The following is a 17,764-nucleotide window of genomic DNA, read 5'->3' on the forward strand; positions in this document are numbered from 1 at the left end:
AGGAGGAGCGAAACCCAGTCTCCGAGTATGCCGTACCGGGCTCCGGCGTGCTGTCCCGGTCATCGGCCACTTCCCGGTGTGTCGAATGCGACCCGGGCACAACGCGGTACCCGGTTTGGTCTACGCTGCGTAGTACTCGGGAACTCCCGGCCCGGATCGTGCGTTTGTGCCGGTCCGGTTCCGGGCCACCCGAACATGCTGGATACACGCTGTCCGGCCCCACCCGGGCGGCGGCGAGTCGGAGAGACGACCAGGAAGGCGTTGAGCGTGGCGCACAAGGCGAGCGAAGCGATAGGGGCACGACCCGCCCGAGCCGGGCGGGGCCGCATCCTTCGGCGGGCCGGGCTGGCGGTGTCCTTGGGGATCACCGTGCTGCTCGTCTCGGGCTGCTCGATCGACAACCCCGTGCTTCGGTTCGGCTGGCCCACGGGCGTGACCCCGCAGGCGACCCGGATGCGTGAACTGTGGACCTGGTCCGTGGTCGCCGCCCTGGCGATGGGTGTCCTGGTGTGGGGCCTCACCTTCTGGACCGTGGCCTTCCACCGCAAGAAGTCGAGTTCCCCGGAGTTCCCGCGGCAGACCGGCTACAACGTGCCCCTGGAACTCACCTACACGGCGATCCCGTTCGTGATCATCGCGGTGCTGTTCTACTTCACCGTGGTCGTGCAGAACTACGTGCACGAGAAGGTGGAGAACCCGGACGTCGTGGTCGACGTGACCGCGTTCCAGTGGAACTGGAAGTTCGGCTACCAGAAGGCGACGCTGTCCGGCGGCCAGGTCTACGACGGTGTCGACGCCAACCGCCAGGCGCTGAACGAGGAGATCGTCGAGGAGTACAAGGAGCGCAAGGTCGACGGCCACGCGCAGCCGGGCCCGAACAACGGCCTGCCCGCCAACGACATCTCCTACCTGCACTACGACAAGGTCGAGACGATCGGCTCCACCAACGAGATCCCGGTGCTGGTGCTGCCCACCAACCGGGTCGTGGAGTTCCAGCTCGCCGCGGCCGACGTCATCCACTCGTTCTGGGTGCCGGAGTTCCTGTTCAAGCGCGACGTGATGCCGAACCCGGAGCAGAACCACTCCGACAACACCTTCCAGATCACCAAGATCGAGAAGGAGGGCGCCTTCGTCGGCCGGTGCGCCGAGATGTGCGGTACTTTCCACTCGATGATGAACTTCGAGGTCCGGGCCGTCTCCCCGGACAAGTTCGAGCGCTACCTGCAGGCGCGGGAGAAGGGCGCGACCAACGCCGACGCGCTGGCGAGCATCGGTGAGTCGCCGGTGGCCGTGACGACGCACCCGTTCGACAGCAGCCGCACCGCGCGCGAAGCCGCCCAGGCCGAGAGCAAGTGAGGAAAGAACTGACATGAAGGTCGAAGCACGCATCTTCGAGCTGCTCACGGTGTTCTTCATCATCGTGGCGATCGTCTACGCCTTCTTCACCGCGCAGTCGCGCACCGGCGTCGAATGGGCCGGCACCACCGCGATCGTGCTGACCGCGGGCCTGACCCTGATCGTGGGCACCTACTTCCGCTTCGTGGCCCGCCGCCTGGATCTGCGGCCGGAGGACTACGAGGACGCCGAGATCGTGGACGGCGCCGGTGACCTGGGCTTCTTCTCGCCCGGTAGCTTCTGGCCCATCCTGATCGCCGCGGCCGCCTCGGTGACCGCGATCGGTTTCGCGTTCTTCCAGTTCTGGCTGATCGGTATTGGGGTGGTCTGCATCCTGGTCGCGGTGGGCGGACTGGTCTTCGAGTACCACCTGGGTCCGGAGAAGCACTAGGCGACAACAGCACGGCGCCCCGGTCGGAATTCCGACCGGGGCGCCGTGCTGTGTGCGCCGTGCGGGTTACTCGGTGTCGTAGCGGCGGGCGCGCTCCGAGCGGCAGATGTCCTCGATGGCGGCGTCGATCTCGCGCAGCAGTTCGGGGGTGCCGGACTTGCCGGTGTAGGTACCGGTGGGCCGCACGCGGCAGGTGAAGGTGATGAAACCGTGGTCCTCGCCGGACAACTCGTGCAGGTACGGCGACCGCACACCGTAGGTCATGGCGGAGATGACGGTGAAGCAGCCGCTGCGCTCGCGATAGTCGGTGAACAGGTCGTGCAGCCGGTGGAACACCGCGGTGTAGGTCGACAGCGGGGCGAAGACGGCGACCCGGTGGGCCGGACCGCGTTCGGCGGAGGTGATCACCGTGTCGGCGAGGAACTCCGCGTCGCGCAGGGTGAGCACCTTCGGCGCGAACATCAGGGCGCCGGCGGCGGCGTTGCGCACCGGCATCCCGGCGGGACCGCGGGCGGCGGAGGCGATGGCGCCCAGCGACTTCCGGGCCCGCGCGCCGAGTTCGCGGCGGGCGCGCAGCGACGGCGTGGCGGTGGTGGGGTGCAGGCTCGACCACTGCCCGAACCGCACGGTGCCCAGCTGCACGTGCCCGGTGCCGACCGGCCGCGAGACCCGCAGTGGCGAGGTGTCCACCCAGCGGCCGACCTGGAGCATGGCGTCGCCGGGGTTGCGGATCTCGGCGACGGAGTGTTCGACGAAGGTGTCGAAGTCGAGGAAGCGGTGCGGGTCGGAGGCCAGCCAGGTGTGGTCCTTGTCGACCTCGACGGCCTCCAGGGTGAGGGCGGTGATGATGCCCGTGCGGCCCGCGCCGCCGAGGATGCGGCGGAAGCGGTCGGCGTGATGGGTGCGCCCGCAGGTGCCGAATCTGCCCTCCGGATCGACGTATTCGAGCGCCACGACGTTGTCGCTGAACATGCCGTAGCGGTGCGAGGCGGCACTGAGGCCGCCCACCGCGGCGAATCCGCCGGCGGTGATCTCGCGGTGGTCGCCGACTACCGGGAGCCCGAGGCCGTGCGCGGCGAGCGTGCGGTCGATATCGGACAGGCGTGCGCCGGCCTGCACCCGGACCAGCCGCGCGTCGGCGTCGACGGCCTGCACGCGGTTCATCCGCCGCAGCGACAGCACGACGCGGCGGTCCGGCGGGGCGAGTTCGTCCTCGTAGTCGCTACCGTGTTCGGCGCGCTCCCCGCCGCGGACGGTCAGCGGCTGGGGCCGGGAGTCACGCACCGTGCGGACGACGTCGGCGGTGTCGCGGGGTAGGTATTCTTCCGGCAGATCGGCCAAAGGGGTGCTCATGCCGTCGCCTCGCTGCTGTTCGGCTCCGGCATGCGCACGGGCGCATGGTGTTTCAGGACTCGCTCGCTGCGCACGCTCATGGCCCCACAGCTAACCACAGTCGCGGCCTTTCGTCTGCCCCGAGCCCGCGTCGCGGAGGGGGATCCCGGCGCGTCGCCCGCGACAGGTCGCGGAACCGGGAAGGGAGTGCTTGTGGTGTGGGCTGGAGGGGAGTAACCAGGAGGGGTCCGTGGGTTGGCTCGGCGGCGTGGCCGCGGCGGAATCGGGAGCGGGTAGATGAGTACGGTTCTGGTTACCGGGGGTAGTGGGGCGCTCGGCAGGCACATCGTGGCGCGGTTGTCGGTGCGGGGACACGATGTGCGGGTCCTGTCGCGACGTGAGGGCGCCGGGACGCACGTCGGTGATCTCGCGACGGGGGAGGGACTGCGGGCGGCGGCGGAGGGCGCCGAGCTGATCGTGCATGCCGCCTCGGACTTCCGGCGGTTCGGCAGTCCGGACGCGGCGCAGACGCGCAATCTGCTCGCGGTGGCGGGCGGGGCCAGGCATGTGCTGTATGTGTCGATCGTCGGGATCGACCGAATTCCGTTCCGCTACTATCGCAACAAGCTCGCGTGCGAGAAGTTGATCGCGAATGGTGGTGTGCCGCACACGATTCTGCGGGCCACTCAGTTCCACGACCTGATCGCCGCCGCGCTCGGTGCGGTCGAGCGACTGCCGTTGGCGCCGCTGCCGCTGGATTTCCGTTTCCAGCCGGTGGCCACCGAGGACGTCGCCGTGCGGGTGGCGGATCTGATCGAGGGCGAACCGCTCGGGCGGGCACCGGATTTCGGCGGCCCCGAGGTGCTGACCCTGGCCGAATTGGCCGAACAGTGGCGCGCCGCGCGCGGCCGGCCCCGCCGGACGCTGCGGGTTCCGCTGTGGGGCAAGGTCGCTCGCGGTTTCCGCGCCGGTGCCAACACTTGCCCGGACCACGCCGACGGCACCCAGACCTGGGCTGGGTATGTCGCCGGGGACCCGGGCCGGACCTATCGACTGCGGGCATAACGGTCGATCCGACGGGCTACCATGTCCGAGCCCCGCGCCGCTGTGATCCAGCCGCGGGTGGCTCGGACAGTGTTGTCGTACTTCGGAATAGAGGCAAGCACATGAACCACAAGCTCTGGTTGCTCGGGCGATCCGTCGTGGTCGGTGCTCACCTACTAGGTGAAAAAATCACCCGGCCGAAGGCGCGGACCATCGACGACGTTCCGGTCTCGGGCGAGACGATCACCCCGGAATGGCTGACGGCGGTCTTGTGCCGCGAGGTTCCGGGCGCGGAGGTGCTGTCGTTCGATACCGCCGACGGCAGCCGCGGCACGTCCACCCGGATCGCGATCCACGTCGAGTACAACGACGCGGGCGCCGAGGCGAATCTGCCCACCGCACTCTTCGCGAAGACCACGACCGCGTTCAGCCAGCGCATCCTGCTCGGCGGCGGGCAGATGATCGAGGGGGAGACCCGCTTCTTCCGGGACTTCCGGCCGCGAGTCGACATGGAGGCGCCCACCGGCTACTGGGGTATCTCCGATCCGTCGTCGTGGCGTTCGATCGCGCTGATGGAGGACATCGGGGCGACGCGCGGGGCCGTGTTCAGCGAGCCGACCGCGCCCATCGGCCGCGAGCAGATCGAAGACCTCGTCCGCAATCTGGCCCGACTACACGGCACGTTCTGGGCGGATCCGTCCATCGCGGTCCTGAACACCCCCGCGTACATGCTCGACGCCTATCTCGCCGCGATCAATATGAAGAAGCGCTGCGAGGTCGGCCTGCGACGGGCGGAAGAGGTTGTGCCCGAGGCGCTGCACGGGCAGAGCGAACGGCTGTGGGCGGGCGTCGAGCGCGCGATCGAGATCGCCACCCATGACATTCCGCCCACTCTGCTACACGGCGACCCGCACATCGGGCAGACCTATGTCACTCGCGACGGCCGGATGGGTCATGTCGATTGGCAGGTGGTGATGCGCGGTGGCTGGGCACACGATTTCGCCTACGCCGTGAACTCCGGGTGCGAGCCCGAGGACCGCCGCGCGTGGGACCGCGAACTGCTGGCGGCCTACCTGGACGAATTGGGGCAGGCCGGCGGCGCGGCCCCGTCCTTCGACGACGCCTGGCTGCTCTACCGGCAGCAGTCGATGTTCGCCTATGCCGCATGGGCTTTCACGATCGGCCGGGCGGCGTATCAGCCCGAGATGCAATCCACCGAGACCTGTCTGACTTTGTTGAAGCGCATTACCACGGCGATCGACGATCACGATTCGCTCACCGCCCTCGGCGTCTGATCGACGGCACAAGCACGCCTTCATGTAACAGTCTGGAGCTGTCTGTTGAGTACATCGCAGTCCGGGACACACACGCACGCCTGTCCCGTCATTCATAATTCACCGATAGATTCCGACGGCCCGCGGGTGGCGCTGTATTCCCCCGAGTTCGCCGCCGATCCGCACGATGTGTACCGCGAGATGCGGGAGCAGTACGGCCCGTTGGCGCCGGTCGAGCTGGCGCCCGGCGTGCCGGCCACGCTGGTGATCGGTTATCGCGCCGCGGTGCGAATTCTCAACGATCCCGAGCATTTTCCCGCGGACCCGCGCGTCTGGCAGCAATCCGTGCCCGCCGACTGCCCGATCCTGCCGCTGCTGGAATGGCGGCCGATGGCCAGCCGGAGTACCGGCACGGATTACGTGCGGTATCGGCAGGCCATCACGGCGAGCATCAATACGGTGGATCTCTATGCCCTGCACGGGATCGTGGAGGACATCGCGATTCCCCTGATCAACAATTTCTGCCAGGACGGTCGCGCCGAACTGATCAGCCAGTACGTGTATCCGCTGGTTTTCGAGGTCGTCAATTACATGCTCGGCTGCCCGCCCGCGATCGGGCAGCAGGTCGCCGCGGGTACCGCCGCACTGCTCGAGGGAGTCGACGCCGAGGAGGGGAGCCGGATACTCGGCGAGGCGTTGATGAGTCTGGTGACTCTCAAGCGGTCGGAGCCGGGTAACGACATCACCTCTGTGCTGCAACAGCATTCGTCCGCGCTGGACGATGTGGAGGTCTCCCATCACGTGTCTCAGGTCTACGGGACGGGCATCGAATTCGAACTGAACCTGATCACCAATACGCTGCTGGTGATCCTCACCGACGATCGATTCGGTGACAGCGTGCTGGGCGGGAGCCTGTCCTCCCGCGACGCCCTGGACGAGGTGCTGTTCGACGACCCGCCGCTGGCGAATCTGCTGATCACCTATCCTCGCCAGCCGATCCTCATCGACGACGTCTGGCTGCCGGCCCACCAGCCGGTCGTCATCAGCATGGCCGCCTGCAACAACGACCCCGCCATCCGGACCGGTGATCTGACGGGCAATCGTTCCCACCTGGCCTGGGGCATCGGCCCGCACGCCTGCCCCGCGCAATCCCTGGCCTGCCTGATCGCGCAGGACGCCATCGATCAACTCCTCGACGCCCTGCCCGAGATCACCCTCGACGTCTCGGAGGGCGCGCCGGACTGGCGGCCGGGCCCGTTCCACCGGGCGCTGACGGCACTGCCGGTCAGTTTCCCCCCGTCCGCGCCGCTGAACCTGAACCGCTCGGCTCGCCGGGCTTGACCCACGGGGCATGCTCCGGCGGGGTCGGACGGCCTCGCACCGAATCCTGTTCGGTACGAGGCCGTCCGGTACTCGCTGCGTCGGGCGTGTGCGCCGGAGCTACTCGCCGGACGCGGGGAACGCGCCGCCCCGCACGCCCGCCGCGAAGGCGTCCCACTCGCCCGGGGTGAAGACGAGTGCGGGGCCGGACGGGTTCTTGGAATCTCGGACACCGACCAAGCCCTGATCGAGGAAGGTGACCTCGACGCAGTCCTTGGACCCACCGCTACGGCTGCTCTTGAACCACCGGGCTCCGGATAGATCAACGTTCACGCTGGTACTCCCTTGCCATATTGCGCAACAGCGCCCTGCTGCCGACCTCGTCCAACGCTACTTGCCGGATACGGCATAACGCCCGTGTACTTCTCGGCATCACTGAACCTGAACGGGTCGGGTGTGCGCCGGAGCTACTCGCCGGACGCGGGGAACGCGCCGCCCCGCACGCTCGCCGCGAAGGCGTCCCACTCGCCCGGGGTGAAGACCAATGCTGGGCCGGACGGGTTCTTGGAATCTCGGACACCGACCAGGCCCTGATCGAGGAAGGCGACCTCGACGCAGTCCTTGGAGGCCCCGCTGCGGCTGCTCTTGAACCATCGGGCTCCGGATAGATCAACGTTCACGCTGGTACTCCCTTGCTATTGCGCAACAGTGCCCGTGTTGCCGATCTCGTCCAACGCTACCTGCCGGATACGTTCGTACGCTTCCCAATACCGTCGCACGACGCCTTCCTTCTCCGCCGCTTCCTTGGCCAGGCCGCGCAGTGCCTCGCCCTGTTCCGGATCAATGCGATAGATCTCGATCATCGCGTCCAGGTCGCGGTCTCGAATCTTCTGATTCTGGCCCTTCTCGTATCGCTGCAGCGTGCTCGAGCCCCAATCCAGGAGCCGGGAGGCGCTGTCCAGTGTCAGTCCGATCGCCTCGCGCGCCTCGCGGAGCAGCCGACCGAGCTCACGGCGGGTGATGCTGCTGTCCCCCATAGATTCGTCCCCTTTCGGATCGTCCGGTGTTGCAGATTCGGGAAGACTCCGGCACGAAATTCGGCACACGTGCTGGGCTTTCGGCCGGATCCGAACGGTTTCCCGTTTCGCCTTCCCCGGTCACTGCTGATTGGTGTGTCCTATTCCCACCACGGACGAGTTAGGTCCTCGGCACATATCTCCCCCTGCCCTGGATGGAAATGTGCCGGGACGACTCGCCCCCGAACGACAACATCGACCGAAGGTCCGGAATGATGCGCAAAGTACAAGAAGTACAACCGAATTCGTCCCGAACAGAATACATGTTCGACACGTTTTCGGTAGGGAACGTCTCGATAAACCGCGACGTGTCTGGAGACGCGATGCGGGACACCGCAATTCGAACAAGCGTCCATATTAGGTGAACGGCCCGCAACCTTCTCCCTGGAGAGCCCCCGGCTGCGCACCGAAGAGTTGGTCCGCCATCCGCAGCGAGGCGTCGATGGTGTCGAAACCCCGTGGGAGCATGATGTTTTCGTAGGCGGCGACCGCTTCGGTCAGGGACTGCTCGCCGCGGGCGGCGTCGAGTAGCGCTCCGGCGAGGGTCGCCGCGTCCTGGAGGGCGGTGTTCGCCCCGACGCCGCCGGTCGGCGGCATGGTGTGGATGGCGTCGCCGAGCAGGGTGACGGGGCCGGACGGCCATGCTGGGACGCGCCGACCGGCCCGCAGCGCGATCGTGAAGAACGTGCCGGGCTCGGCACGGGCGAAGATCTCCCGCAGTTCCGGATGCCACCCGGCAGTGGCGGTGACCGTGAGTTTCCACAGTTCCTCGGGAGGCAACGTGAGCAGCTCCGCGTCCGGCACGCCGAACCGTTCCGGGCGCGCGAGCAGGGTGACCATCGTGTAGTCCGGCGCGCCGTCGACGGGGGAGCGGTAGCGCACCGGCGCGAAACCGGCCCCGAATCCGGTGTCGTCGGAGACCCAGTTGAACCCGCGCCGGAGGGCGGCGGGATACAGCGCCTCGGTCTCGGGCGTCAGCACCATCCGGCCGTAGACGCAGCGGATCCCCAGATCCCGCACCGTGGCGTGCGGGAGCAACCGCCGCCGCGCCGCCGAGCCCACGCCGTCGGCGCCGACCAGCAGATCGCCCTCGTCGGTGCCGCCGTCGGCGAAATGCGCTCGGACGCGGCCGGATTCGGTGATCTCGTAGCCGGTCAGCGTGTGCCCGAACCGGACGGCGCCGTCGAGGCCGGTGAGTAGTCCCCGGCGGAAGACGTTGCGGTCGACATTGGTGATCTCGTCGTCGGTGAGATCGGGGAAGTGCTGGACCGTCACCTGTTCCAGGCGATGGGTGTACATGCCCAGCACGTCGTCGTTGCGGCCGCTGGTGCGGCGCACCAGGTCGAACGTCTCCGGCGGCAGGCAGGCCCGCAGCGCGGCATTGCCGTCGGCGTCGATGTGCAGCCGATAGCCCTGATTGCGGGTCTGCGGGGTGGGGTCCTGTTCGTGGACGGCGACCTCCAGCCCGCCGCACCGCAGCGCTTGGGCCAGTGTCAGCCCGCCGACGCCCGCGCCGGCGATGAGAACCCTTGGTGTATCCGGCATTTCGCGATCCTTCGTCGTCCGGCGAGTCCTGCCGCCCGCCGCGTCACGACTCCATCGTCAAGCGCTCGGGCAACTCTGTCAAGTGTTTGTTTGATTAGGTCATGCTGACGATTGATAATTGCAGGTGGATGTATGATCCGAGCTGTGTCCGTGTCGAAACCCCGCAGATCCCCCAAGCCGCAGGAGCGGCAGCGCGATCCGGAGCGCACGCGCGCGCTGATCCTGGACGCGGCCGTGGCGGAATTCGGCGCGCACGGGTACGCGGGCGCGCGGATCAGCGCCATCGCCGCCCGGGCCGGGGTCAACGTGCAGCTGATCTCCTACTACTTCGACGGCAAAGAGGGTCTGTACCAGGCTGTTTCGCAGCAGTGGCAGGAGCGGCGGGGTGAGTTGGCGCCGCCCGGCACGCCGCTACCCGAACAGCTGCGCCGCTACGCCATGGAGGCGGTACACAATCCCGACGGCGCCCGCCTGCTCGCCTGGAGCGGATTGCAGTACACCGGGCCCGACGGCGACCCGGACCACGCCCCGCGCGCGCGGATACTGGCCGAGAGCGTCGGCGAGCTACGCGCGCTGCGGGATTCGGGCCGCCTGCCGGAGGAGGTGGACCCGGCCTGCCTGCTGATCATGCTGATGGCGGCCGCGATGGCACCGACCACGCTGCCGCAGGTGATCGAGGGCGTGTGCGGCGTGGATCCCCGATCTCCGGAATTCCTCGCGCATTTCGCCGATCAGACGGCCGTCTTGGCGCGGCTGCTCGGCCTGGAGCAGACCCCCGGCTAGGTGAGGGCGGGGACCGCCTCGTCGGCCGTGGTCGCGGGCGCGGCCTTGTCGGTGGTCGCGTAGTAGGACGCGGCGATCGTCGCCCGCTCCCGCCACAGGTGATAGAGGGCCAGGGCGAAGATCGTGGTGCCGATGACGTTGGCGAAGAAGTGCCACCAGACCCGGTAGGTCCAGAGACCGGGTCCGGCGTCGAGCAGGCCGAACCACGTGGACAGGCCGATCGCCTTGGCGCCGAACAGCACCGACACGGTGAGGGCGATGTGCTCGAGCCCGTGGATGCCCTGCATCAGCACGCCCATCCGTCCCCATCGCCGCGCCCGGCTCCGGACCGCGTGCTGGGTGAGCAGGGCGAGACCGGCCAGTCCGGCGAGGAAGTGGAAATTGCCGACCAGGTGCAGGATCTCCATGCCCAGTGCGGGTTTCGTATGGTCCACCTTGCCGAAGCCGTTGGCCAGGGCGGTGCCCCACGGCGTCATCCAGCCGGGTTCGTTCGAATGGCCGATCCAGTAGACGACCTGGGCGACATGCTCCTGGAAGTGCCCGAGCTGCGCCAGCACACCCAATCCGACGACCCCGAGCCCGGTCTGGAACATCCACGGCCGCAACGGCTTACGCAACGCCACGAACAGGACGGCGACGCCCGCCCACATCACCACCATCCAGACGACCATCCCGATCGCCCCGGCGACGGCCCATCCGCTGACCTCGGCAGTGTGCTGCATCTCCAACCGCCTTCCGGCTCACCCGACGACCGCGCCGATCGTGGAGTCCGATCGTTTGCGGCTCGAACCTACAGCGGCGCACGATCGCCCGTGCCGGTTTTCGGCGGCCTTGAAAAATCTCACAATTCGCCCGAAAATTCCACGGTGATCTTGCTGTTCGTGCAAGCCTGGAAGTCGCGTTGTCCTGCAGCGGAAACGAGCTGTGCGGTCTCGGCCGTCCGCCTGGAAAGATGCGGAGCATGAGTACGACCGGGGACGAGGTCCGCGCCTTTGCTCTGTCGTTGCCGGAGGTGTCGGAGCAATTCGCCTGGGGGATGCCGATTTTCCGGGTGGCGGGCAAGTTGTTTCTCACCCTCCCCGAGAACGAGACGTCGATGGCCGTGCGTTGCCCGATCGTCGACCGCGACGAACTGGTCGTCGCCGAGCCCGCCAAGTTCTGGATCGCCGCGCACGAGGCGAACAACGCCTGGGTCCGGGTACGCCTCGCGGCCCTGGACGATCGCGACGAATTGGCGGCCATCGTCACCGACTCGTGGCGGCTGGCCGCACCGCGAAACCTGGTGGACGAGGCCGGGTGAGCGGTTTCCTGGAGTTACTCCACGTCGACCGGAGGGCGAAATCGTCGTAGCGTCGATGTCGTGACTGCTCCAGAACACTTGCCCGCCACCGCGGGCGAGCTGCGCGCTGCCGGATACGAGCCGCGCGGCGTCAAGACCGAGATCCGGGAGAACCTGCTGGCCCTGCTCGGTTCCGGCGGCGATCCATGGCCGGGCATCGTGGGGTTCGACCGCACCGTGCTGCCACAGCTCGAGCGTGCGCTGCTGGCCGGGCACGACGTGGTATTGCTGGGCGAGCGCGGCCAGGGCAAGACCCGATTGCTGCGCACCCTCGCGGGCCTGCTCGACGAGTGGACGCCGGTGATCGCGGGCGCCGAACTGGGCGAGCATCCGCTGGACCCGATCAGTCCGGCCGGTCGCCGGCTGGCCGCCGAACTCGGTGACGACCTGCCCGTCGCGTGGCGGCATCGTTCGGAGCGCTATGCCGAGAAGCTCGCCACCCCCGACACCTCCGTCGGCGATCTGATCGGCGACGTCGACCCGGTGAAGGTGGCCGAGGGCCGCAGCCTCGGCGATCCCGAGACCATTCACTTCGGGCTGGTGCCGCGCGCCCACCGCGGCATCGTCGCCATCAACGAGCTGCCCGACCTCGCCGAGCGGATTCAGGTCGCGTTGCTGAACGTGATGGAGGAGCGCGACATCCAGGTGCGCGGCTACACCCTGCGCCTGCCGCTGGACGTGCTGCTCGTCGCCACCGCGAATCCGGAGGACTACACCAACCGCGGCCGCATCATCACCCCGCTGAAGGACCGGTTCGGCGCCGAGATCCGCACCCACTACCCGCTGAGCATCGAGGCCGAGGTGGACTTGGTCCGGCAGGAGGCCGACCTGGTGGCCGAGGTCGGCGATCCGCTGATCGAGGTGCTCGCCCGGTTCGTGCGGCAGTTGCGCGAATCGGCCGCCATCGATCAGCGTTCCGGCGTTTCCGCGCGGTTCGCGGTCGCCGCGGCCGAGACGGTGGCGGCCGCCGCGCTGCGCCGGTCCGCCATCACGGGGGAGCGGCCCGCCGTCGCCCGTCCGGTCGACCTCGAGTCCGTGCCCGCCGTGCTGCGCGGCAAGCTGGAATTCGAGTCCGGTGAGGAGGGGCGCGAGCAGGAGCATCTCACGCATCTGCTCCGGCGCTCGTTCGCCGAGACCGCGCGCGAGCGGCTGGGCGGATTGAACCTACGGCCGCTGGCCGAGGCGATCGGCGACGGCCACCTCGTCACCACCGGCGAGCGCGTGCCCGGTCAAGAGGTGCTCTCGGCACTGCCCGAACTGCCGGTGCTGCACGAGGTGGCCACCCGGCTCGGGGTCGGTGCCGAGGATTCGCCGACCCGCATCGCCGCGGCCGTCGAATTCGCGCTGGAGTCGCTGTATCTGGCCCGGCAGATCGCCAAGGACTCCGACGAGGGCACCACGGTGTACGGCCGGTGACCGTTCCAGCTGATGAGGCGTCATGACACTGCCCGATCGCTATTCCTACGGCCCGTACCACGAGGGCCCCGATCCGCTGGCGCCGCCGCTGGACCTGCGCGAGGCGCTCGACCAGATCGGCCGCGACGTCATGGAGGGCAGCTCACCGCGTTCCGCGCTGGAGGAGTTGCTGCGGCGCGGCATGCGCAGCACCAGCGGCCTCGACGAGTTGACCCGGCGGCTGTGGCAGCGCCGGTCCGAGATCTCCCGTCGGAACCGGCTCGACGGATCGTTGCAGCAGGTCCGGCAGCTGCTCGACGAGGCCCTGGAGGCCGAGCGCCGCGCTCTGTTCCCGGACCCGTCCGACGACGCCCGCTTCGCCGAGGCGCAGCTGGACGCGCTGCCGTCGAGCACGGCCGCCGCGGTGGGCGAACTGTCGGAATACTCCTGGCGTTCGGAGACCGGCCGGGAGAACTACGCGAAGATTCGCGACCTGCTCGGCCGGGATCTGCTCGAATCGCGTTTCCAGGGCATGAAGCAGGCGCTGGAGAGCACCACGCCCGAGGACGTCGAGCGCATCCGGGAGATGATGTCGGATCTCAACGACCTGCTCGCGGCGCACGCGCGCGGTGACGACACCGCGCGGCAGTTCGCCGACTTCATGGAGCGGCACGGTGAATTCTTCCCCGAGAATCCGCGCGACACCGACGAATTGATCGATGCGCTCGCCGCCCGCGCCGCCGCCGCCCAGCGCATGATGAACTCGATGTCGGCCGAGCAGCGCGCCGAGCTGTCCGAGCTGGCCGGGCAGGCGTTCGGGGATCCGCGCATCGCCGCACAGGTCGCCGCGCTGGACGCCAATCTGCGCTCGCTGCGCCCGGGCGAGGACTGGGAATCGGCGCAGCGGTTCCGCGGCGAGGACCCGCTGGGGCTCGGCGAGGGCGCCCAGGCGCTGCAGGACCTGGCCGAATTGGACGCTCTCGCCGAACAACTCGGCCAGTCCTATCCCGGCGCGCGGCTGGAGGACATCGACCTCGACGCCCTGGCCCGCCACCTCGGCGACGACGCGCGGGTGGACGCCGCCCGGCTGGCCGAGCTGGAGCGGGAACTGCGCCGCCAGGGCCTGTTCGAGCGCGCGCCCGACGGCTCACTTCGCTTGACGCCCAGGGCATTGCGGCGACTCGGCGAGACGGCGCTGCGAGATGTCGTGGGGCAGTTGCGTTCCCGGCGCGGCGAGCGCGACACCGCGCTGGCCGGTGCGGCGGGCGAGCCGACCGGTTCCACGCGCGCCTGGCAGTTCGGCGACACCGAACCGTGGGACATGCCGCGCACCGTCCGCAATGCCGTGCTGCGGTCGGCCTCGACGGGCAGTCGCGCGGTGGCGCTGGATGTTTCGGATGTCGAGATCATGGAGACCGAGCAGCGCGCGCGGGCCGCGGTGGCGTTGTGCGTCGACACCTCCTGGTCGATGGTGCAGGACGGCCGGTGGGTGCCGATGAAGCGCACCGCGCTGGCGCTGCACCACCTGATCGGCACCCGATTCCGTTCCGACGCACTGGATCTCATCACCTTCGGGCGCTACGCCACCCCGGTCGACCTCGGTGAGCTGACCGCGCTGGAACCGGTCTGGGAGCAGGGCACCAACCTGCACCACGCGCTGCTGCTGGCCGGTCGGCACCTGCGCCGGCATCCGGACGCGGTGCCCGTGGTGCTGGTCGTCACCGACGGCGAGCCGACCGCGCATCTGGAGCCGGACGGCGAGGCCTACTTCGACTGGCCGCCGGACCCGCGCACGCTGGGCGTGACGATGGCGCAGGTGGACGCGCTGGCCAAACTGGGCGCGTCGGTCACCGTGTTCATGCTCGGCGAGGATCCGCGGCTGGCGGCGTTCGTGGATCTGATGGCGCGGCGCAGCGGCGGGCGCGTGGTGGCGCCCGATCTCGACGGGCTGGGTGCGGCCGTCGTCAGCGACTACCTGCGGGGGCGGCGCGGGTAACCGGCCGGGCGAGGGTTCGCGGTAGCCCACTATTGAACGTGCCGTTAAATAACGGTACATTGTTCAGGGTAAGGGATGGCTCGTGCGGCTGCCTGGCCGCGGCGGTCGCCCATCCGTGAAAACTATTGCAGGTTAGGACGTTCCGATGTCTCGGACTCACACACCCGTACGTTCCCGGCAGCGTCTGTTCCGGGTCGTCGCCGCTCTGACGGTCGTCGCCGCACCCATCGTGGTCGCCGCGCCCGCCTTCGCCGCCCCCGAGGCCGGGGTGCCGCTCGTGGTCGAGCAGCAGCCCGCCGCGGCGCCCGGCGACGCGGCCGCACAGGACATCCACGGCCGAGGCGGCTGGGGCCACCGCGGCTGGGGCGGCCACGGCGGCTGGGGCCACCGCGGTTGGGGCGGTCACGGCGGTTGGGGCCATGGCGGCTGGGGCCACGGCGGCTGGTACGGCGGCGGCTACAACCCCGGCTGGTACGGCCGCGGCCCGTCGACCGGCAGCGCCTTCTGATACTTCCCCAACTCCGACCCGCGCGGGCGGGCCGCCAAGGCCCCGCCCGCGCGGGTTCCCGCCGTCCGGGAATGGATTGTGCGCCGCGCACGGTTGGCACGATCGACCCCACGGGCGGAGGAGTACGCGCATGAAGATCCGTTTCGGCGTCGGCACGAGTTCGGGCACCGGTCCGGAGGAGTTCGCGGCACTCGTGGACCGGCTCGAGTCGGCCGGGGTCGACTCGCTGTGGCTGTCCGAGCTGGTGTATTCGAAGTCGGTCGACCCGTTCGTCGGCATGGCGTTCGCGCTGGCCCGCACGACGCGGCTGAAGGTCGGTACTTCGGTGGCCATTCTCCCGGGCCGCCATCCCGTGCTGGTGGCCAAGCAGCTGGCCTCGCTCGCCGCTCTGGCGCCCAAACGGGTGCTGCCGGTCTTCGGCCTGCAACCGGCGCGCGCCGGTGAACGCGACCTGTTTCCGGTGCCGCCGGGTAAGCGCGGCGCGGTCTTCGACGAATCACTGCGGCTGCTGCGGACCGCGCTCGACCATGACGAATTCGCCTTCGAGGGTGAGTTTTTCACCGTCGGCGACGCCGGTCTCGGCGCGCGCCCCGCGCGTCCCCTCGATATCTGGCTCGGCGGTTCCGCGCCCGCGGCGTATCGCCGGATCGGCCGTCTCGCCGACGGCTGGCTCGGCAGCTTCCTGACGCCCGCCGAGGCGGCGGACGGCCGCAGGGCGATCCAGGCCGCGGCCGCCGAGGCGGGCCGCGAGATCGAGGCCGATCATTTCGGTATCAGTCTGGTGCTGGCCCCGGACGGCCTGCCCGATGATCTGGCGGCCGGCATCGTTCGCCGCAGGCCCGGCGTGGACCCGTCGGATCTGGTGGCGGGCAGCTGGAAGGAATTGCATCGGCTGATCGACGGCTATCTCGAGGCCGGTCTCAGCAAGTTCGTCGTCGGCACGGTCGGGGAGCCGCTGACCGGCGAGTTCATCGACCGTTTCACCGCGGAACTGCTGCCGCGGCAGAACTGAAGCCGCCCAGACCTTTCGAGGCCGACGCCGAGGGACGGAAGCGGCTCATGGTGCGTCTGTCCCTCGGCGCCGGTTGTATCCGAGACAGTGCCCGGCAGGCCACGAGGCAACCACCGGACACCACCCAGTATTCGAACCTGCTCGCGAAACGGTTTGGTCCGTGTTTCGCCCCACCTCTTCACATACCTTCCGGTGAGTACCCCACAAATTTGTAAGTACTTGTCCGGAGCCACAGTGTCGGACAGCCTGAATATCAGCGCGCGCGAAACCCATCGTTTCGTTTTCGAAGGAGCTGACCGGCAAATGACGACAACCTCGCGGACTCCCGTGACGGTACTGGGCCTCGGTGCGATGGGCGGTGCGCTGGCCGCGGCGTTCCTCGCCGGCGGCCACCCGACCACGGTGTGGAATCGCAGCGCGGGCAAGGACATCGAGCTGGTCGCGGCCGGCGCGGCGCGGGCCGACTCGGTGCGCGCGGCGGTGACGGCCGGGGAACTGGTCGTGGTGGTGCTGCTCGACCACGCCTCGGTGCACGAGACCCTCGACCCGGTCGCCGACGCCCTGGCCGGGCGGGCGGTGGTCAACCTCACCAGCACCGCGCCCGAGGACGCGCGGGAGTTGGCGCGCTGGGCGGCGGGGCACGGCATCGACTATCTCGACGGCGGCATCATGGCCGTTCCGGACATGATCGGCCGGCCTGGGTCCTCGATTCTCTACAGCGGCTCGCGCCCGATATTCGACACCCATCGTCCGACGCTCGAACTGCTCGGCGCCGCAGAGTATTTCGGAGACGACGCGGGCATCGCCTCGCTCTACGACTTCGCGCTGCTGGCCGGCATGTACATCATGTTCGCCGGTTTCCAGCACGGCGCGGCGATGGTGCGCTCGGCGGGCGGCTCCGCGGAGGATTTCGGCGCCCGCGCCGCGGCCTGGTTCTCGGCGGTGACATCGACGCTGCCGTCCCAGGGCCGCGTGATCGACAGCGGCGACTACAGCCGGCCCCTACAGGACCTGCGGTTCACCAAGAAGGCACTGGACGCGATCGTGCGATCCGGCCGCGATGCCGGGGTGTCGCTGGACGTCCTGCGGCCGGTGCAGGCGCTCGTCGATCGCCAGATCGCCGACGGGTACGGCGCCGAGGCCACCGAGCGCATGTACGAGGGACTGGCCGGGCCGCGTACCGGTCGGTGAGACAGGGGTCCGCCGAATTCCGGATTTGCCTGTCGTAACGGACAATAGAGTCCTACCGCGCAAGGCGGACGACGTCGGCCGCAGCGGCGCCAATGTCAGCGAAAGGTCGCGACACATGCTAATTTCGCCTCGCATCGCCGCTGCGGGACCGACGCACGCCCGC

At 69.0% G+C, this 17,764-nt stretch carries 18 protein-coding genes; 12 read left to right on the forward strand and 6 right to left on the reverse strand.

Annotation, left to right across the window (positions count from 1 at the left end):
- The first annotated feature begins 267 nt into the window (after positions 1 to 267).
- Positions 268 to 1,356, forward strand: coding sequence for a cytochrome c oxidase subunit II (locus ACFMRZ_RS34095; RefSeq protein ID WP_280368868.1), 1,089 nt, complete (start codon positions 268 to 270; stop codon positions 1,354 to 1,356).
- Positions 1,357 to 1,369: 13 nt separating this feature from the next.
- Positions 1,370 to 1,786 carry a cytochrome c oxidase subunit 4 gene (locus ACFMRZ_RS34100; protein WP_280368866.1) on the forward strand — a complete coding sequence of 139 codons (417 nt, stop codon included), beginning with the start codon at positions 1,370 to 1,372 and terminating at the stop codon, positions 1,784 to 1,786.
- A 66-nt stretch (positions 1,787 to 1,852) separates the two neighbouring features.
- Here ACFMRZ_RS34100 and ACFMRZ_RS34105 read toward each other — a convergent pair whose 3' ends face one another.
- Positions 1,853 to 3,139 (reverse strand): FAD-binding oxidoreductase, encoded by a 1,287-nt coding sequence (locus tag ACFMRZ_RS34105; RefSeq protein WP_280272368.1) that lies wholly within the window; start codon positions 3,137 to 3,139, stop codon positions 1,853 to 1,855.
- Between the two features lie 276 nt (positions 3,140 to 3,415).
- On the opposite strand from ACFMRZ_RS34105, the gene ACFMRZ_RS34110 reads away from it, so the two are divergent.
- The 3 genes from ACFMRZ_RS34110 to ACFMRZ_RS34120 all read left to right on the forward strand — a co-directional run bounded on the left by ACFMRZ_RS34110 (position 3,416) and on the right by ACFMRZ_RS34120 (position 6,777).
- Positions 3,416 to 4,183 (forward strand): SDR family oxidoreductase, encoded by a 768-nt coding sequence (locus tag ACFMRZ_RS34110; protein ID WP_400182325.1) that lies wholly within the window; start codon positions 3,416 to 3,418, stop codon positions 4,181 to 4,183.
- 101 nt (positions 4,184 to 4,284) lie between these two features.
- Positions 4,285 to 5,457 (forward strand): aminoglycoside phosphotransferase family protein, encoded by a 1,173-nt coding sequence (locus tag ACFMRZ_RS34115; RefSeq protein ID WP_400182326.1) that lies wholly within the window; start codon positions 4,285 to 4,287, stop codon positions 5,455 to 5,457.
- Positions 5,458 to 5,502: 45 nt separating this feature from the next.
- Positions 5,503 to 6,777, forward strand: a complete 1,275-nt coding sequence (locus ACFMRZ_RS34120; protein ID WP_400182327.1) for a cytochrome P450 — start codon at positions 5,503 to 5,505, stop codon at positions 6,775 to 6,777.
- A gap of 99 nt (positions 6,778 to 6,876) precedes the next feature.
- Here the strand turns inward: ACFMRZ_RS34120 and ACFMRZ_RS34125 are convergent, their stop codons facing one another.
- From ACFMRZ_RS34125 to ACFMRZ_RS34140, 4 genes are all read right to left on the reverse strand, one after another.
- Complete coding sequence (locus tag ACFMRZ_RS34125; protein ID WP_400182328.1) at positions 6,877 to 7,089, reverse strand: DUF397 domain-containing protein; 213 nt, start codon at positions 7,087 to 7,089, stop codon at positions 6,877 to 6,879.
- 134 nt (positions 7,090 to 7,223) lie between these two features.
- Positions 7,224 to 7,436 carry a DUF397 domain-containing protein gene (locus ACFMRZ_RS34130; RefSeq protein WP_400182330.1) on the reverse strand — a complete coding sequence of 71 codons (213 nt, stop codon included), beginning with the start codon at positions 7,434 to 7,436 and terminating at the stop codon, positions 7,224 to 7,226.
- Positions 7,437 to 7,451: 15 nt separating this feature from the next.
- Complete coding sequence (locus ACFMRZ_RS34135) at positions 7,452 to 7,793, reverse strand: helix-turn-helix domain-containing protein (protein ID WP_400182332.1); 342 nt, start codon at positions 7,791 to 7,793, stop codon at positions 7,452 to 7,454.
- Positions 7,794 to 8,189: 396 nt separating this feature from the next.
- Entirely contained in the window at positions 8,190 to 9,377 is a 1,188-nt protein-coding gene (locus ACFMRZ_RS34140; protein ID WP_400182334.1) for an FAD-dependent oxidoreductase, read from the reverse strand.
- A 144-nt stretch (positions 9,378 to 9,521) separates the two neighbouring features.
- Here ACFMRZ_RS34140 and ACFMRZ_RS34145 point away from each other — a divergent pair, with 144 nt between their 5' ends.
- Entirely contained in the window at positions 9,522 to 10,160 is a 639-nt protein-coding gene (locus ACFMRZ_RS34145; protein ID WP_280272360.1) for a TetR/AcrR family transcriptional regulator, read from the forward strand.
- On the opposite strand, the gene ACFMRZ_RS34150 is transcribed toward ACFMRZ_RS34145, so the two are convergent.
- On the reverse strand, positions 10,157 to 10,882 hold the full coding sequence (locus ACFMRZ_RS34150) for a DUF6008 family protein (protein ID WP_280369323.1): 726 nt from the start codon (positions 10,880 to 10,882) through the stop codon (positions 10,157 to 10,159). The two genes, ACFMRZ_RS34145 and ACFMRZ_RS34150, sit on opposite strands and share 4 nt — an antisense overlap.
- A gap of 239 nt (positions 10,883 to 11,121) precedes the next feature.
- Between ACFMRZ_RS34150 and ACFMRZ_RS34155 the strand changes: the two genes are divergently transcribed.
- The 6 genes from ACFMRZ_RS34155 to ACFMRZ_RS34180 all read left to right on the forward strand — a co-directional run bounded on the left by ACFMRZ_RS34155 (position 11,122) and on the right by ACFMRZ_RS34180 (position 17,601).
- The gene (locus ACFMRZ_RS34155; RefSeq protein ID WP_280272358.1) at positions 11,122 to 11,460 is read left to right on the forward strand and encodes an MmcQ/YjbR family DNA-binding protein; all 339 of its coding nucleotides are present in this window, start codon (positions 11,122 to 11,124) and stop codon (positions 11,458 to 11,460) included.
- 60 nt (positions 11,461 to 11,520) lie between these two features.
- Positions 11,521 to 12,915, forward strand: a complete 1,395-nt coding sequence (locus ACFMRZ_RS34160; RefSeq protein WP_400182336.1) for an ATP-binding protein — start codon at positions 11,521 to 11,523, stop codon at positions 12,913 to 12,915.
- Positions 12,916 to 12,937: 22 nt separating this feature from the next.
- On the forward strand, positions 12,938 to 14,890 hold the full coding sequence (locus ACFMRZ_RS34165; protein WP_400182337.1) for a VWA domain-containing protein: 1,953 nt from the start codon (positions 12,938 to 12,940) through the stop codon (positions 14,888 to 14,890).
- Between the two features lie 145 nt (positions 14,891 to 15,035).
- Positions 15,036 to 15,398: a hypothetical protein gene (locus ACFMRZ_RS34170; RefSeq protein WP_400182338.1), complete on the forward strand. Its 363-nt coding sequence runs from the start codon at positions 15,036 to 15,038 to the stop codon at positions 15,396 to 15,398.
- 130 nt (positions 15,399 to 15,528) lie between these two features.
- On the forward strand, positions 15,529 to 16,410 hold the full coding sequence (locus ACFMRZ_RS34175; RefSeq protein ID WP_400182339.1) for a TIGR03854 family LLM class F420-dependent oxidoreductase: 882 nt from the start codon (positions 15,529 to 15,531) through the stop codon (positions 16,408 to 16,410).
- A 303-nt stretch (positions 16,411 to 16,713) separates the two neighbouring features.
- Positions 16,714 to 17,601, forward strand: coding sequence for an NAD(P)-dependent oxidoreductase (locus tag ACFMRZ_RS34180; RefSeq protein WP_400182340.1), 888 nt, complete (start codon positions 16,714 to 16,716; stop codon positions 17,599 to 17,601).
- Positions 17,602 to 17,764: the final 163 nt, after the last annotated feature.

The sequence above is a fragment of the Nocardia sp. N2S4-5 genome (genome assembly GCF_044628355.1).
In the GTDB taxonomy this organism is placed as follows: domain Bacteria; phylum Actinomycetota; class Actinomycetes; order Mycobacteriales; family Mycobacteriaceae; genus Nocardia; species Nocardia wallacei_B.

Bases quoted from the DNA above. Each gene is read 5' to 3' on its own strand.
- ACFMRZ_RS34100 (WP_280368866.1), top strand. From the start codon at position 1,370: ATGAAGGTCGAAGCACGCATCTTCGAGCTGCTCACGGTGTTCTTCATC.
- ACFMRZ_RS34105 (WP_280272368.1), bottom strand. From the start codon at position 3,139: ATGAGCACCCCTTTGGCCGATCTGCCGGAAGAATACCTACCCCGCGAC.
- ACFMRZ_RS34110 (WP_400182325.1), top strand. From the start codon at position 3,416: ATGAGTACGGTTCTGGTTACCGGGGGTAGTGGGGCGCTCGGCAGGCAC.
- ACFMRZ_RS34115 (WP_400182326.1), top strand. From the start codon at position 4,285: ATGAACCACAAGCTCTGGTTGCTCGGGCGATCCGTCGTGGTCGGTGCT.
- ACFMRZ_RS34135 (WP_400182332.1), bottom strand. From the start codon at position 7,793: ATGGGGGACAGCAGCATCACCCGCCGTGAGCTCGGTCGGCTGCTCCGC.
- ACFMRZ_RS34140 (WP_400182334.1), bottom strand. From the start codon at position 9,377: ATGCCGGATACACCAAGGGTTCTCATCGCCGGCGCGGGCGTCGGCGGG.
- ACFMRZ_RS34150 (WP_280369323.1), bottom strand. From the start codon at position 10,882: ATGCAGCACACTGCCGAGGTCAGCGGATGGGCCGTCGCCGGGGCGATC.
- ACFMRZ_RS34155 (WP_280272358.1), top strand. From the start codon at position 11,122: ATGAGTACGACCGGGGACGAGGTCCGCGCCTTTGCTCTGTCGTTGCCG.
- ACFMRZ_RS34165 (WP_400182337.1), top strand. From the start codon at position 12,938: ATGACACTGCCCGATCGCTATTCCTACGGCCCGTACCACGAGGGCCCC.
- ACFMRZ_RS34170 (WP_400182338.1), top strand. From the start codon at position 15,036: ATGTCTCGGACTCACACACCCGTACGTTCCCGGCAGCGTCTGTTCCGG.
- ACFMRZ_RS34175 (WP_400182339.1), top strand. From the start codon at position 15,529: ATGAAGATCCGTTTCGGCGTCGGCACGAGTTCGGGCACCGGTCCGGAG.
- ACFMRZ_RS34180 (WP_400182340.1), top strand. From the start codon at position 16,714: ATGACGACAACCTCGCGGACTCCCGTGACGGTACTGGGCCTCGGTGCG.